The organism is Streptomyces sp. NPDC001270 (assembly GCF_042896695.1).
GTDB lineage: Bacteria > Actinomycetota > Actinomycetes > Streptomycetales > Streptomycetaceae > Streptomyces.
Genome location: NZ_JBIAXM010000034.1, coordinates 20,701 through 35,826, shown reverse-complemented (window position 1 = coordinate 35,826; position 15,126 = coordinate 20,701). Strand labels below are relative to the sequence as shown.

Annotated in this window: 9 protein-coding genes and 3 pseudogenes; 7 read left to right on the top strand and 5 right to left on the bottom strand. The window is 68.8% G+C overall.

Annotation, left to right across the window (positions count from 1 at the left end; all coding sequences use genetic code 11):
• Positions 1-335 precede the first annotated feature (335 nt).
• Positions 336-500 (top strand): annotated as a pseudogene (locus ACFY2B_RS37600) (nuclear transport factor 2 family protein); the annotation flags it as partial.
• 481 nt (positions 501-981) lie between these two features.
• On the top strand, positions 982-2,868 hold the full coding sequence (locus ACFY2B_RS37595) for an alpha/beta fold hydrolase (protein WP_390767543.1): 1,887 nt from the start codon (positions 982-984) through the stop codon (positions 2,866-2,868).
• A 386-nt stretch (positions 2,869-3,254) separates the two neighbouring features.
• Here ACFY2B_RS37595 and ACFY2B_RS37590 read toward each other — a convergent pair.
• A pseudogene (locus tag ACFY2B_RS37590) lies at positions 3,255-3,830 on the bottom strand (monooxygenase); the annotation flags it as partial.
• A 21-nt stretch (positions 3,831-3,851) separates the two neighbouring features.
• Here ACFY2B_RS37590 and ACFY2B_RS37585 point away from each other — a divergent pair.
• The 5 genes and pseudogenes from ACFY2B_RS37585 (at position 3,852) to ACFY2B_RS37565 (ending at position 9,022) form a co-directional block, all read left to right on the top strand.
• On the top strand, positions 3,852-4,232 hold the full coding sequence (locus tag ACFY2B_RS37585) for a TetR/AcrR family transcriptional regulator C-terminal domain-containing protein (RefSeq protein WP_390767542.1): 381 nt from the start codon (positions 3,852-3,854) through the stop codon (positions 4,230-4,232).
• Positions 4,233-5,569: 1,337 nt separating this feature from the next.
• Complete coding sequence (locus ACFY2B_RS37580; RefSeq protein WP_390767541.1) at positions 5,570-6,559, top strand: helix-turn-helix domain-containing protein; 990 nt, start codon at positions 5,570-5,572, stop codon at positions 6,557-6,559.
• Positions 6,560-6,807: 248 nt separating this feature from the next.
• A pseudogene (locus tag ACFY2B_RS37575) lies at positions 6,808-7,566 on the top strand (ABC transporter ATP-binding protein); the annotation flags it as partial.
• Positions 7,567-7,624: 58 nt separating this feature from the next.
• Positions 7,625-8,020, top strand: a complete 396-nt coding sequence (locus ACFY2B_RS37570; protein ID WP_390767540.1) for a hypothetical protein — start codon at positions 7,625-7,627, stop codon at positions 8,018-8,020.
• Between the two features lie 21 nt (positions 8,021-8,041).
• Complete coding sequence (locus tag ACFY2B_RS37565) at positions 8,042-9,022, top strand: salicylate synthase (protein WP_390767539.1); 981 nt, start codon at positions 8,042-8,044, stop codon at positions 9,020-9,022.
• Here the strand turns inward: ACFY2B_RS37565 and ACFY2B_RS37560 are convergent.
• Genes ACFY2B_RS37560 through ACFY2B_RS37545 form a run of 4 tightly spaced genes read right to left on the bottom strand, consistent with a single transcriptional unit; the run spans position 8,938 to position 15,069 of the window.
• Positions 8,938-11,943, bottom strand: a complete 3,006-nt coding sequence (locus tag ACFY2B_RS37560; protein WP_390767538.1) for a glycoside hydrolase family 2 TIM barrel-domain containing protein — start codon at positions 11,941-11,943, stop codon at positions 8,938-8,940. The two genes, ACFY2B_RS37565 and ACFY2B_RS37560, sit on opposite strands and share 85 nt — an antisense overlap.
• On the bottom strand, positions 11,943-12,806 hold the full coding sequence (locus ACFY2B_RS37555; protein WP_390767537.1) for a carbohydrate ABC transporter permease: 864 nt from the start codon (positions 12,804-12,806) through the stop codon (positions 11,943-11,945). The genes ACFY2B_RS37560 and ACFY2B_RS37555 overlap by 1 nt, the downstream gene beginning before the upstream one ends.
• A 14-nt stretch (positions 12,807-12,820) precedes the next feature.
• Positions 12,821-13,783, bottom strand: coding sequence for a carbohydrate ABC transporter permease (locus ACFY2B_RS37550; protein WP_390767536.1), 963 nt, complete (start codon positions 13,781-13,783; stop codon positions 12,821-12,823).
• Complete coding sequence (locus tag ACFY2B_RS37545) at positions 13,783-15,069, bottom strand: ABC transporter substrate-binding protein (protein WP_390767535.1); 1,287 nt, start codon at positions 15,067-15,069, stop codon at positions 13,783-13,785. Before ACFY2B_RS37545 ends, ACFY2B_RS37550 begins: the two co-directional genes overlap by 1 nt.
• Between the last annotated feature and the right edge of the window lie 57 nt (positions 15,070-15,126).

Here is a 15,126-nt window from a genome sequence, read left to right as displayed (position 1 = left end):
CTTTCCTGGCAGGCCACGACGCCCGAGGGGACGCCATCCAGGCGGATCATGGTCCGGAGCGACAGTGTCAAAACGAATCGTCAGCCAGCTGAACCCGAATGAATGAACGGGTCTGGCGTTCGGCCGGATGATGCCGAGCCTGCCGTACGCCGACGCCGACGCCGACGCCGACGCCGTCCCGGCCGACGGCGGTCTGCGGGTCCGGCTGACGGCCGCCCGCGGACACGACCCGTGACGGCAGATCCGGTTGGGATTGCCCCGGCGCGGTACAGGGGCAATCTCACACCAGAGGCTGACAACCGCGAAGTTGGCGGCTGAAAGAGCCCTCACACGCCGACGGTGAGCGCGTGGTGGTGCTGGCCCGCTACAGCGCCCGTAACAGGGCAACCGGCAAGACGATGGAGGCTCGCGTCGCGCACTCCTTCGTCGTCCGGGGCGGGCTCATCGTGCGGATGGAACAGATCGTCGACTCCGCTGCCGTCCGCGCCGCGATGATCTGAGTCCCCCTGGCGGGAAGCAGGACTGATGGCCCGTGGGACTCGGTTGCTGCCCGTCCCACGGGCCCACCTGTGCGATGTCAAGTTGGCGGAGGCTCACTGTCCGGCGCGGATTCGTTGCCGCCGCGCAGTGCACCGTCGGGGTGGCAAAGGTGCAGCTTGACCTTGTCGTAACGACAACGTTTCTACTGGGCCCATGCGAATCGGAGCGCTCGTCGGCATCGTCGGCATCACCACTCGCGCCGTGCGGCACCGCCACCGCACGGAACGCGTCAGGTGCAGGCGCTGAGAGACACCGGGCTCCGGATCTCGGCCGTGTTCACACCCCATGCGGTACGGAGTGGTTCAGGGGCGGGCCCGGACACCTCGGTGCGGCTTGGCGCCCCGCCACCGATCCGGGCACGGCACTGACCCCGCCCCCGCGGCGCGTCAGCCGGCCCCCAGACCAGACGCGGCCCCACCCGGCTGCGAGTAAGGAAGCACGATGGCACTGCCAGAGCTGATCACGGTCGAGGCGCTTTTCGGCTCGCCCGAGCACACCACGGCCACAATATCGCCGGACGGAACCCGGATCGCCTACCTCGCGCCGTGGAAGAACCGGCTCAACGTGTGGGTGAGCGGCGTCGACGGCGACACCGACGCACGGTGCGTGACCTCTGACGAAGTCCGCAGTGTGAGCACGTACTACTGGACCGACGACCCACGCTGGCTGCTCTACACCCAGGACACCGGCGGTGACGAGAATTGGCACGTCCACCGGGTCGATCTCGACGATCCGGACGCCCCCGTGGTCGACCTCACGCCCTTCCCCGGGGTGAAGGTCCTGGACGTGCAGCTGCCCATCGAACGTCCGGGCAAGGCGATCGTGCAGCTCAACGCCAGGAAGCTCGAAGAGTTCGACCTGGCGGAGATCGATATCGCGACCGGTGAACTCACCGTTCTCGCCGAGAACCCCGGCTATGTGTACGACTGGATGTGGGGTGCCGCCGGCGAGCTGTTCGCCCGCACCCTCACCGCGGAGGGCGACATCGCGCTGTCGCGCTGGAACGCGGTGGCGGGCGAACTCGAACTGATCGCCACCTTCGACGGCGCCGACTACCCGATGGGTATCCACCCGTTCGAGATGGCCGCCGACGGAGGGGGTGTCTGGATCGGATCCATGCAGGGCACCGACCTCACTCGCCTGGTCCGGGTCGACCTGACCACCGGAGTGGAGACCGAGGTCGACAGCCATCCGACCCTGGACATCGACGGGGCCCGCCGCGCCGTCGCCGCTCTGTCGTCGCCGCTGATCCGCAACCGGCGTACCGGCGCGCTGCTCGGCGTGCGCTACCTCGGAGAACGACAAGAGATCCGCCCGGTGGACCCGGAATTCGCCGCGGTACTCCAGAACCTGCGGGCACTGTCCGATGGGGACGTCGACGAGTTGTCGTCCGACGACAGCGGGCAGCGGTGGGTCGCGAGCTTCGTCGACGACCGCAACCCCGAGGTCACTTACTTCTACGACCACACCACCGGCGAGAGCCGGCTGCTGTTCCGCTCCCGTCCGCGCCTCGACCCGGACGCGATGGCCCCGATGAAGCCGGTGACGATCACCGCGCGGGACGGGCTGGCCCTGCCGTCGTACCTGACGCTGCCGGTGGGGATCGAGCCGTCCGCGCTGCCGATGGTGCTGCTGGTCCACGGTGGCCCGTGGTTCCGGAACAGCTGGGGATTCGACCCCGAGGCACAACTGCTGGCCAACCGCGGCTATGCGGTGCTCCAGGTCAACTTCCGCGGCTCCACCGGCTACGGCAAGGCCCACATGCAGGCCGCGATCGGGGAGTTCGCCGGCGCGATGCAGGACGACCTGCTGGACGCCGTCGACTGGGCGGTCGCCCAGGGCTGTGCCGACCCCGACCGGATCGGGATCTTCGGCGGTTCCTACGGCGGTTATGCCGCGCTCGTCGGCGTCGCGTTCACCCCGGACCGCTTCGCCGCCGCCATCGACTACGTCGGCGTCTCGAACCTGGCGAACGTCATGCGCTCGATGCCCCCGTTCCTCCAGCCCGGGCTGGTCGCCAACTGGTACCGCTACGTCGGCGACCCCGCCGATCCCGAGCAGGAGGCCGACATGCTGGCCCGCTCACCGATCAGCCGGGTGGACCAGATCAAGGCACCGTTGATGGTGGTGCAGGGCGCCAACGACCCCCGCGTCGTGCAGGCCGAGTCGGACACCATCGTCGCCGCGCTGCGGGACCGTGGGGTCGATGTCGAGTACATGGTCAAGGATGACGAAGGGCACGGATTCCTGAACCCGGACAACCAGATCGACATGTACCGAGCCGCCGACCGATTCCTGCACCGGCACCTGGGCGGGCGGAACCGCTGACCGCCCCGTGGCGCTGGGCGCACGCAGCACGTCGAGCCCGGTGCTCGCGCAGCCCGTCGTACAGGCCCATGGCGACCCCCGCGGCGACGCAACGATCGACGGCCCGCCCCACGAGCGATGGCCTGATGCGGGTCTGGTCCTGGGAGGCACGCGACGCCATCCAGCCGGTTCGCAATCGGCTGGATGAACAACTGGCACTACGCGGCGCCCCTCACGCTCGGTCTCACCGCCACCGCGTGTGGAAGTACCGGCAGCACCGACTCCTCGAACGTCGCCCCCACGGGTCAGCTCACACCGCGAGATGTCTCGTGGCTGCTGTCAGCACTCCCTCCCCCGCGCACGACGGACGCTTGCAGGGCTACCGTCAGGCACTGTCTGCCGCACTGGGCGGGCGGTCCGGCCCGGGCTGTCAGCGCATCACGTCGCTCGGCGGAGCGGTGCGCCGTGTCGGTGGTCCGCGTCGCCCAGGCGACATGCCCGTCGGGGCGTACCAGGATCTCGTTGACTCCGCTCAGGTCCGGGTGGTCGTCGTGGGCGGTGACGGTCACCGCGGTGACCCGTGGACCCCAGCCCTCGGTGACGGCCGTTGCGGTGTCGGGGGCGCCCACGAGGTCGAGGTGGACGAATCGGGCTGCGGGCAGCAGGTCGTACACCCGTGCCGCGGGCCCGGCGGCCTTGATGCCGATGTCGGGCATGCGCCGTCCCACCAGCGGGTCGGCCCCCGGGTTCACCGGCCGGTAGACGGTTCCGAGGGCGGAGACCTGCGGGGCGAGGGCCCGGTTGACCTCGTCCATGCGGAGGAGGTCGTCGAAGAGGCGGCGCAGGGCGCCCGCGGGACGCTCGTACCGCGGGACGAGGGTGAGTTCGGCGAGCAGGGTCTGGACCTCGGTGTTCTCCGTGACTGCCCGGCCGACCGGGCGCCGTTCGGCGTCATAGCTGTCCAGCAGGCCGGGCAGCGCCCACGGCTCGCCGCGCTCGCGCGCGTGCTGCGCGACGCTCTGCTCGCCCACCGCGACGGTGCGCGCGTGTTCGCCGGTACGCACTCCACGGGTGCCGGCATCCTCGGCTTCTCCGACACGTTCATCGGAGTGCTGCGTGAAGCAGGCTTCTCCGACGACGATGCGGCCCGAGTCCTCTACACGGTGGCCAACTTCACCGTCGGCCACACCCTTGAGGAACAGGCGGCCGCCGCCCCGGAGAACGGCGGACTGGCCGGCGTGGAGAAGCTGCGGGACGCGGTGACGTCGGGGAGCGACTACCCTCACCTGACCAGAGCCCTGCCGGCCCTCGCCGACATGGACTTCGGCCGCAACTTCGAGTTCGGGCTCTGCCTGCTCATCGACGGGCTGAAGGCACGCCGCTGACCCGGGAGTTCACAGTGGCACGCACGTGCAGCCCGGCGAACGCGTCGCCGTGACTGCTCCGAGTGATCACGCCGGCGACCGGCCCGCTCCGGCTCCGAAGGCAACGGCTCGATCCACGCCAACAAACACCACTTCACCTACCGGCGGATACCTTCTCGCTCCTGCACCTCTTCAAGTGCCTGGCCGTCCGCCGGGAACGACGCCTCGACCTGCACGACGGCCTCGTCTCTCTGGCCCGCGGCCCCATCTGCTGGAGACGCCTCAAGAGAAACCCGACTATGATCGTGTCACGAGTTCTTGATTGAGGGCGATGACGGTTCGGATCCTGGAGCGGCAGGCAGAATCGGCGGCGCGGGGCTGTCAGGCTGCGTCCAGTGGTGTCACTACCGGTGGGTGGCCTTCGTCCAGTGGTGTTACTACTGGCGGGTGGCCTTCGTCCAGTGGTGTCACTACCGGCGTGTGGCCCTCATCCAGTGGTGTCGCCACGGGCATGACTTCGTCCAATGGGGCAGCCACCGGCATGGCTTCGTCCAGCGGAGTCGCGACGGGAGCGTGGTCTTCCGCTGCCGCAGGTGATGCGGCCCCGCCACCTGCGATGGCGATGGCGACACCGATGGAGTACAGGAGTTTCTTTGCGCGTGTCATGATCACCCTTCTTTGGTACGCCGGCAAGATTCGGCTTCACGGCCGAGCGTCGAAAGTGCATACCGAGGTATTGGCGTGCGGCCCTTCATATACTGACGAGTGACCTTCGGTGTACATCCAGTAGTGCGGATTACTGGCTGCCTGCACAGGACTCGGCGCGAGCGTCCATGAAGTCAGACAAGCCAATACTGATGTGGTTGCTCCCAAAAATCGCCGCCCCACCAATTCTTCCTCCTGCGGTCGGATTCATTACGGTACGACTCGGCGTCATGATCGGAGTGGCCGAGAGCCCGTATCGAAGTCACCAACAGGCTGCCGCACGAATCGCGGGGGTGTCGTTAGCGCTGAGTCTTCGGTGGCTTGGAGATGCGTCTACTCAAGCTGAAGAGACAGCGCGGTCGCGGCAGTTGCCGGGCGGTGTGCCACAGCAGTCGCGGGCTGCATCCGCGCAAAATGAGCGCGGCCACTGGTCGATGGCGGAGCCCGCGGCGACGCCGACTGCCGGACGGGCGGCGGTCTCACGGCTGGCCGTATCCGGCGCCTGTGGGCCGGCACCCGTTGACACGGTTGCTCGGGTGAATTTAGCCTCCGCCCCAGGGATTGACCTTCGATTTTAGCTGAATAGTTAGTGACCAGAGACGTTTGACCAGCGTCCCTCGTCCCTGCACGGCCGCATCCAAACGGGGTTTTTGATGATCGAGAAGGTGTTCCGGAGCAACGACGTGCCCTCGGCCGATCGCTTCGATGCGTGGCGCAAACGACTGGGCAGGGATGTCTCCCCTCTCGGCTCCAGCAGTAACCAAGGGGACGGTTTCCGGGCGGAGACACGCTTGCTCAGGCTCGGTGGCTCACGTGTGTGGTCCACAGTCGTGGACCCCGCGACCATCCGGCGTACACCGGACCTCGTCCGTCAGTCCGATCCTGGGGTCTACACGCTGATCCTGCCGCTCAGTGGCGGAAACGAAGTGGCCCAGGCCGGCCGGGAAGCCGTCCACGGTCCCTTCGACATGCACGTCCTGGACTCATCCCGGCCCGTTCACCTTCGTCTCCTCGGCAGCCCATCGGTTTCCTTGATCGGAGCCGACGTGCCCAAGGCCGGATTTCCGCTGCCCGCTCCTTGGATGGACCGCCTCCTTACTCAACGGTTACCGGGCCGGGAAGGCGTCGGGGCCCTGCTGTCGGGATTCCTCCTGCAACTGACCCAGGACACCGGCTCCTACCGCTCGTCCGACGGTCCGCGGCTGGAGGCGGTACTCCTCGAACTGCTGACCGCGCTGTTCGCCCATCACCTCGACGCGGACGACAGCAGTGCGCCCCGCAGCGCCCGGCGCGCTCTGGTCCTGCAGATCCAGGCATTCATCCGCCAGCACCTGCAAGATCCCCAACTAGCCCCGCCGGCCATTGCCGCCGCGCACCACATCTCCGTCAGCTACCTGCACCGTGTCTTCCAGGGAGAGGGCGTCACCGTCTCATCGTGGATCCGTGAGCAACGTCTGGCGAACGCCCGCCGGGACATGGCCGACCCCACATTACGCAGCACCCCCATCCACGTAATTGCCTCTCGCTGGGGTTTTCCGCGAGCCGCGGACTTCAGCCGTGTGTTCCGCAACGCCTATGGCATAACGCCAAGGGACTACCGGGACCACACTTCAACCCAGCTCCCACCGCCTCCCGCTCCGTGACACCCGCCAGGTGGGTCCAATCCACCGCCCACTGGCCTCAGTTGCCCTGGAGTTTGCGGCCGTGTGATGTGGCAGGACTCGTCCGAGAGATGTGCGACGCCCAGCACCGAAGCACGCCGGCTGGGGAAGCAGGGAGAGCATCAGGGGGCTGATGGTGATGGGACAGCAGAGGGTCGACCAGTTCGCGTCCTGAGGCGTCGCCGCTGTGGAGTGCCCTTCCTGACCGAATCGACAGCCAGGCTGCGGGTGGGGCCGGCTTCCGCTACGACAGCGGGTCGGCGCAGGGAGCGGCGGCACGGCCGGTCCTGAACGACGTGACCTTCCGCCTGCCCGAGCGCAGCATGACGGCCCTGGTCGGGCCCTCCGGCGCGGGCAAGACCACGATCGCCGGCCTGCTGGCCCGTTTCCGGGACACCACCGAGGGCACCGTCCGCGTCGGGGGCGCCGACGTCCGCGAGATCGCCCCCGACGACCTGGCAGCCCACGTCGCCCTCGTGTTCCAGGACGTCTACCTCTTCGACGGCACCATCGAGGAGAACGTCCGGATCGCCGCCCCCGACGCGAGCCCTGGCGAACTGGACACGGCGGCGGCCCTGTCCGGGCTCGACCGCGTGATCGAGGAGATGCCCGACTGCTGGGCCACGAAGGTGGGGGAGGGCGGCGCGCGACTGTCCGGCGGACAGCGCCAGCGCGTGTCCATCGCCCGCGCTCTGCTCAAGGACGCCTCGATCCTCGTCCTCGACGAGGCCACCGCTGCCCTCGACCAGGAGAACGAGGCGCTGTTCGCCGAGGCCGTGCGCACGCTGGCGGAGCGAAAGACCCTCCTGGTCATCGCGCACCGGCTGAGCACCGTCGCGAGTGCCGACCAGATCCTCGTTCTGGAGGACGGCGAGATCAGCGAACGGGGCACCCACGAGGAACTGGTCGCGGCAGGCGGCACGTACGCGGCCTTCTGGGAGCGGCGGGCCCAGGCCCACGGCTGGCGACTGGAGGCGACGCCGTCGTGACCCCACACCCGGCACCAGCGATCGACCGGACACAGCGGCAAAGGAAAGGCAGGGCACGATGACCACCGGAGTCCGGAGCACCTGGCAGACGTGGGCGAGTTCCGTACCCCCGCTCACCCGCACGAGCATCCGAGAGTCCTGCCCCCACCCGGCGGCGACCGCCACCCGCCTCGCACAGGCGGGACTCGCCGACCAATACATGGTGTACGAGGGGGAGGGCGGCGTCTGGCACTTCGCGGCGGGGTCGGCCGTGAGCATCACCGCCGACGCCGGCGCCCGCACCGCGCGGTCCGCCGGACGGACCTGGACTTCGCGCACCGACCGGAAACCACTGACGACGTTCGCCACCGCCCTGTCCGTCCTGCACGACGCCGGCGACGAAGGACGCCACTTCTACGGCTGGGCGGCCTTCGAACTCGCCCACCTCCTCCACGCGGACCCGGCAACCGCCTAAGACCAGCCCCTGCTGCACGCGATGATCCCGTCCGTCGACGTGACCCTCACCGTCGACCGGACGGTGGTCCGCGCGGTGGACGAAGCATGGGCACGCAAGGTCGCCGACCTCCTCGCGGAGTCCCCGCGAGGACGGACCGCTCACGGCGAAACAACGCCGGAGAGCACCGAGGGCGTCATCGCCGCCGGCACCGCCGCCTACGGCCGTACCGTGTCCCGGACGGTCGCGGACATTCATGCGGGGCTCCTGGAGAGGGCAGTGGTCTCCAGGAAGGTCCCGCTGCCCGCCGAGCCCCGCCCGGACTTCCCCGCCACTTACCTCGCGGGCCGCCGGCCCAACACACCGGCACGCTCCTGCCTCATGGATCTCGGCGGTTACCGGGCGGCCGGGTTCAGCCCCGAGACCGTTCTGGAGGTCGGGGAGGACGGACGCGTCAGCACCCAGCCGCTCGCGGGCACCCGCGCGCTCGGCGCCGACCCGGCCAAGAACGAGCGCCTGCGCGCGGAACTGCTCAGTGACCCCAAGGAGATACATGAACACGCCGTGTCCGTCCGTCTCGGCTGGGACGAGATGGCGGCCGTGTGCCGATCCGGCTCCGTCGCGGTCGAGGAGTTCATGGCCGTCAGGACACGCGGATCGGTGCAGCACCTCGCCACACGGGTGAGGGGCCGACTGCGGCCGGACGCCGGACCGTGGGACGCCTGCGCCTCCCTCTTCCCCGCGATCACCGCCACCGGCGTCTCCAGACGCGCCGCGCTCCAGGCCCTGGTCCGCCACGAGCAGGGACCACGGGGGCTGTACGGCGGCGCCGTGTTCCGGGGGAGTACCGGGGGCACCCTGGACGCCGCCCTCGTACTGCGTACCCTCATCGGTGCGGGGAACGAGGCGTGGCTGCGGGCCGGCGCCGGGGTCACCGGTCAGTCCAGCCCCGAGCGGGAGATCGAGGAGACCTGCGAAAAACTGCGCAGCGTGGCTCCGTTTCTCAGGTTCGCCGAGAGCTGAGTGGCACGCAGGGTCCAGCTCCAGCGGTGGACACCCGGCGGGACGAGATACGGCGCGGATGTGTCGGGGCCGCACGAGGCGGTGCCCAGACCCCGGTGAGCGGCGTCGATGTGCACCACGCACCCCGCGCGTGGCGCCAGTTCGTCGTGGTGCCGGGCGCGGGTCAGGTCCTCGGCGCGGTAGCGGGTCACCGACACCTGCCGGGGCTCGTCCAGCCGGACCGTGAGACCGGTGGCGTCCGGAGCGGACAGCGTGAAGTGCCGTACGCCGTGCCGGCCGCCGCTCTCCTGCGGACGCAGATACGGGGTGAACAGCTCGTCCACGGTCCCGGAGTGGTGGCCGACGGGCGCCCCCGTACTGCGGTCCGGATACGACTCCCAGGGGCCCGGCCCGTACCACTCCATCAGGTCGAGTCCCGCGACCGTCTCGAAGACGGAGCCGACCCGTGCCACATCGCCCAGGGCGTCCGGCAACTCGGCCGACTCCTCGACGCGGATGCCGTCCTCGCCCGGTGTGAACACCTGCATATGACGGACGACGCCCACCTCGGTGGCGTACTCGGCGAGCACGGTCACGCTCCCGCCCGATCTGCGCACCTCGACGACCTTGCGCTCCAGCACGTCGAGCCCCCAGGCCCGCCAGCGCGGCCCCATGCCGCCCAGCTCGTCGTTGTCCGTGGGCGCCCGCCACAGCGACAGCATGGGCGCGGCCGTGAGCAGGGGATGGACGAGCAGCCCGTCCTCGTCGACCTCGACGCCGCGGTCCGCGACCGGGACGGGCTCGCTCTCGGGCGCTGTCCGCAGCCGCACCTGAGGCAGGCACACCACCGTGCCGCGCGGCGCCCACGGCTCGTCCCGCGCGGTCGTCACCCGCAGGGTCAGCCATGCCTCGCCCCCGTCCGCCGGCAGCTCGAACGGCAGCGGCACCGCCGCCGTCCCGCCCGGACGCAGGTCGGGCAGCTCGGCCGGGGCCGTCAGGGTGCCGCCGTCGGCGAGCGACAGTTCCCACTCGGCGGCCAGCCAGTCAAGGTCACGGAAGTGCTGGTGGTTACCGATGACGATGCCCTCGTGCTCGATGTGCTGGAGGCGCACGGGCGCCGCGATCTCCCGATGCTCGTACATCGCGGGCTTGGGCGTGCGGTCCGGGAACACCATCCCGTCCGCGCAGAACACGCCGTCGTTCGGCTCGTCCCCGAAGTCGCCGCCGTACGCCCAGCGGTGGCCGGGCGCGGTGGCACCGTTCTCGTACAGTCCGGCACCACCCCGTCCGGCCGGTTTTCCGTCGCTCACGCGTTGGAGGATGCCGTGATCCCAGAACTCCCAGATGAAGCCGCCTTGCAGGCCCGGGGTGGACTCGATGGTGGCCCAGTGGTCGGCGAGCGTGCCGTTGCTGTTGCCCATGGCGTGCGAGTACTCGCACTGGATCAGCGGCTTGGTCTGCTCGCCGGACAGGGCGTGCGCGACGCAGTCCTCGATCGGCGCGTACATGGGGCAGGCGATGTCCGAGGCGAGCGTGGGGTCACCCCAGCCGAGCTTGGCCGCGCCCTCGTACTGCACCGGCCGCGTCGGATCGTGGCGGCGCAGCCAGCCCGCCGCCGCGTCGTGGTTGGCGCCGTAGTCGGACTCGTTGCCCAACGACCAGATGATCACCGACGGATGGTTCTTGTCGCGCAGCACCATGCGCGAGACGCGGTCCACGAAGGCGTTCAGGTACCGGGGGTCGTCGGCGATCTCGTGGGCGTGGTCGTGCGACTCGATGTCCGCCTCGTCCACGACGTAGAAGCCCAGCTCGTCGGCGAGGTCGTACAGGGACGGGTCGTTCGGGTAGTGGGAGGTGCGGATCGCGTTGAAGCCGAACCGCTTCAGCGTCACCAGATCCGCGCGCATCTCCTCATGCGTCACCGTACGTCCGGTCAGCGGATGGAAGTCATGGCGGTTGACGCCGCGTATGTAGATCCGTTCGCCGTTGAGCAGGAGGTCCCGGCCGCGGATCTCCACCTCGCGGAAGCCGATCCGGTGGTGGGAGGTGTCGGCGACCGAGCCGTCGGCCCGGTGCAGCCGCACGGTCAGGTCGTACAACTCGGGGGTCTCGGCGGTCCACACCCGCACCTCGGGTACGGTCGCCGCCAGGCGGACCTCGCCGAGGAAGTCGGAGACCCGTTCGTCCTCCGCGTTGGCGCGGTCGAACTCCGTGTCCTGGGCGATGAGCCGACCGTCCAGTTCGCCGGTGACGTGCCAGCCCTCGGGCAGCGCGCCGCCCGCGTCCCGCACCCGGCAGTCCACGCGCAGTTCGCCGTCGACCCGGGCCCGCACGGTCACGTCCGCGAGGTGCAGCGGATCCGTCGCGTACAGCAGGACCGAGCGCGTGACGCCCCCGTGCCACCACTGGTCCTGGTCCTCGATGTGCGAGGCGTCCGACCACTTCACGACGGTCAGGCGTACGGTGGCGCGCTCTCCGGGGCGTACGACGCCGGACAGATCGAACTCGGCCGCGAGGTGGGAGTCCTTGGAGACGCCGACCGGCCGCCCGTCGACATGGACGAGCAGTACGCTCTCGGCGGCGCCGACCTGCAACACGATCCGGCGGCCGGCCCACTCGCCGGGCACATCCACCTCACGCTCGTGGACGCCGGTCGGGTTGGCCGCGGGAGATCCGGGCGGGAACTCGGGAAACGGCATACGGACGTTGGTGTACTGCGGCAGGTCGTCCGTGCCCTGAAGGGTCCAGGCGCCGGGGACGTGCTGGGACGACCAGTCTCCGGTGACGGGGGAGTCGGGGGAGGGCAGCAGTTGGAAGCGCCACTCGCCGTCCAGCGAGAGTGCTCCGGAACGACGGTCGACCGCGCACATCGGCAGCCGCCCCCAGGAGGTCACCTCGGGTGCCTCCCAGGGACGGAGGGCGAAAAGGGGATCGCGGCTCATCAACGGATGGCCCCCTTGCTCAGGTCACCGATGATCTGCTTGGCGCCGATCGCGAACACGATCAGCAGCGGGATGAGAGCGAGCAGGGCTCCGGTCATGACCATTCCGTAGTCGGTGGTGCCGTGGCTGCCGTTGAGCTGGGACAGCGCGACCTGGAGGGTGACGTTGTCCGGGTTGGTGAGGGCGATCAGGGGCCAGGCGTAGTCGTTCCACTGGCCCATGAAGGTGAAGATGCCGAGGAAGGCGAGGCCGGGGCGGACGACCGGGAGGGCCACGGACCACCACTGGCGCAGGAATCCGGCACCGTCGATCCGCGAGGCGTCGAGCAGTTCGTCGTGGATGGCGCCCCGCATGTACTGGCGCATCCAGAAGATGCCGAACGCGTTGGCCGCGGCCGGGACGATGAGCGAGGTCATCGAGCCGATCCAGCCGATCTTCGCCATGATCACGAACTGCGGGATGGCCGCCAGCTGCCCCGGCACCATGAAGATGACCATGAGCAGGGCGAACAGCACCTTGCGACCGGGGAAGTCGAACTTGGCGAAGACGAAGGCCGCCAGCGAGTCGAACAGCAGGACCAGGAACGTCACGGAGGTCGCCACCAGCAGCGAGTTGAACATCGAGCCGAAGAAGTCGACGTTCTCGAAGAGGTGGCGCACGTTCTGCAGGAACTGGGAACCCGGAAGCAGCTTCGGCGGGTACGAGAAGATCTCCGTCGACGAGCGCGTCGACATGATCACGGCCCAGTAGAACGGGAAGGCCGACAGCAGGAGCCCGACGATCAGGACGGCATGCAGGGCGATGCCCCGGCTCCGGGTGCCCCGGATGCCCTTCGGCTGCCGTGTGCCTTGGATGGATGCCATGGTGACCGGCCTCACTAGTCTTCGCCCCGGCGCTGCACCAGGCGCCAGTTGATGATCGAGAAGAGGATGACGACGAGGAAGATGCCCCAGGCCACGGCGGCGCCGTAGCCGAAGTCGTTGTTGTCGAAGGTCTGCTGGAAGAAGTAGAGGACCATGGTCCGGCCGCCGTGGCCGGGACCGCCCGAGAACGTCGACTCGTTGGAGGCGTTCTGGAGCAGCACCTGCGGTTCGGAGAAGCTCTGCAGGCCGGTGACGGTCGAGACGACCATCACGAACAGCAGCGTCGGCCGCATCATCGGCAGCGTGATCCGGAAGAAGGTCTGCACGGGCCCGGCGCCATCCACCCGCGCCGCCTCGTACACCTCGCCCGGGATGGTCTGCAGACCGGCGAGGAAGATCAGCGCGTTGTAGCCGACCCACTGCCAGGTCATCAGTGCCGCGATGGCGACCTTGATGCCCCACGGGGTGTTCAGCCATGCCACCTGGTCCAGTCCCACCGCCCGCAACAGGGCGTTGACCAGACCGAAGTTGGTGGAGAACACCGAGCCGAAGATGATCGCGACGGCCACGACCGAGGTGACGCTCGGCAGGAAGTAGGCGAAGCGGTAGACGTTCTTGAAGCGGACCGCCGAGTTGAGCATCACGGCCGTCACCATCGCCAGGAAGATCATGGGGAAGGTGGCCAGGGCCCAGATGAGGAGTGTGTTCCCGACCGACTGCCAGAAGTCGCTGTCGCCCAGCAGGTACTGGTACTGCGACAGGCCCGCCCACTCCATCGACCCGAGGCCGTCCCAGCGGTGCAGGGAGACGTAGAGCGAGAAGCCGACGGGGATCAGGCCGAAGGCGAGGAAGAGGAGGTAGAAGGGGGAGATCGCGGCGTACAGGTGCCAGTACTTGCGGAAGCCCTTCTTGGGCCGCACGGCGGGTGCGTCCGCCAGGACCGCCGGGGGCTCGTCCAGCGTGGAGGCAGTGGCCATCAGCGGCTCACCCCCAGGTGATCAGCGATGCGCCGGCACTTGCTCATGGCGTCACTCCATGCCTTCTTCGGGTCCTTGCCGAGGACGCCGACGTTCTTGATCTCGTCGAGGATGGGCTGCGAGAGCGCCACGTCGTACGGGCTGTTGTAGGCGACGGCGATCCTCTGCGCGGCGGGTCCGAAGACATCGGTGGTGACCTGACCGCCGAAGAAGGGGTTCGACTCTCGCAGTTGTCCCAGCTGGTACGAGGCGGGGGTGGAGGGGAAGAGACCCGCGTCGGCGTAACCCTGGCCCTGGTTGGCCGCGTTGAGCATCCAGGTGATGATCTCGAACGCCTTCTCCGGCTCGCGGCACGCCTTGGTGATCGCCAGGAACGAGCCGCCGATGTTGGAGGGCCGCACCGGCATCTGCGCCACACGCCACTTGCCCTCGGTCTTCGGTACACCGCTCTTGAGGTCGTACATCGCCCAGGAGGCGTTCAGATTGCTCGGCAGCTTGCCGTCCTCGACGGCCGACAACCAGTCCGGCGTGCCGCTGACGAGATTTGAGACGATCTTGCGCTGCCTGGCCTCCACGGCCAGCGCCCAGGCGTCGCGGACATGCTGCTGGTCACCGATGAAGTTGCGGTCCTTGTCGACGTACCGCTTGCTGCCCTGCTGCACCACGTTCACGAAGACACTGTTGATGTCGGTGAGCAGAAAGGTGCCCGGGACCCGCTTCTTCAGCTGCTCGCCCGCTGTGAAGAACTTCTCCCAGGTGTTCAGCTCCCGGGAGACGTCCGCAGGTTCGTACGGCAGGCCCGCCTGCTGGAACACGGCGTACTGGTAGTAGTGCGCCACCGGACCGCAGTCGATCGGAAAGCCGACCATGGTGCCGTCGTCGGCGATGCCCTGCTGCCACTTCCACGGCAGGTACTGGCTCCGGTACTTCTCCGCGCCGAGGGTGCGCAGGTCGATGAACTGGTCGGCGTCGGGCAGGTAGGACGCCATGTCCTCGCCCTTGAGGCCCGCGATGTCGGGTATGCGGGCCCGGCCTGTCAGCGTGGTGAGCAGCTTCGACCGGTAGTAGCCGCCGATCTTGATGGCCTGGAGGTCCACCGTGGAGTCGTAGCGGGTCTTGGCGTTCTTGACGACCGTGTCGCCGAGGCCGCCGTCCCAGTACCACAGGACCATGTTCCGGCCGGTGGAACCGGTCGGAACGGCACAGGCGGACGCCAGGCCGCCGAGCGCCGTGGCAGCCGTACCGGCCAGGCCTGCGCGCAGCATGCCTCTTCGTGAGAGCTGCACTGCTCCCACCGCCTTTCGGATCTGTTCAGAACTACGCAAAATGCACGAATGTGTACG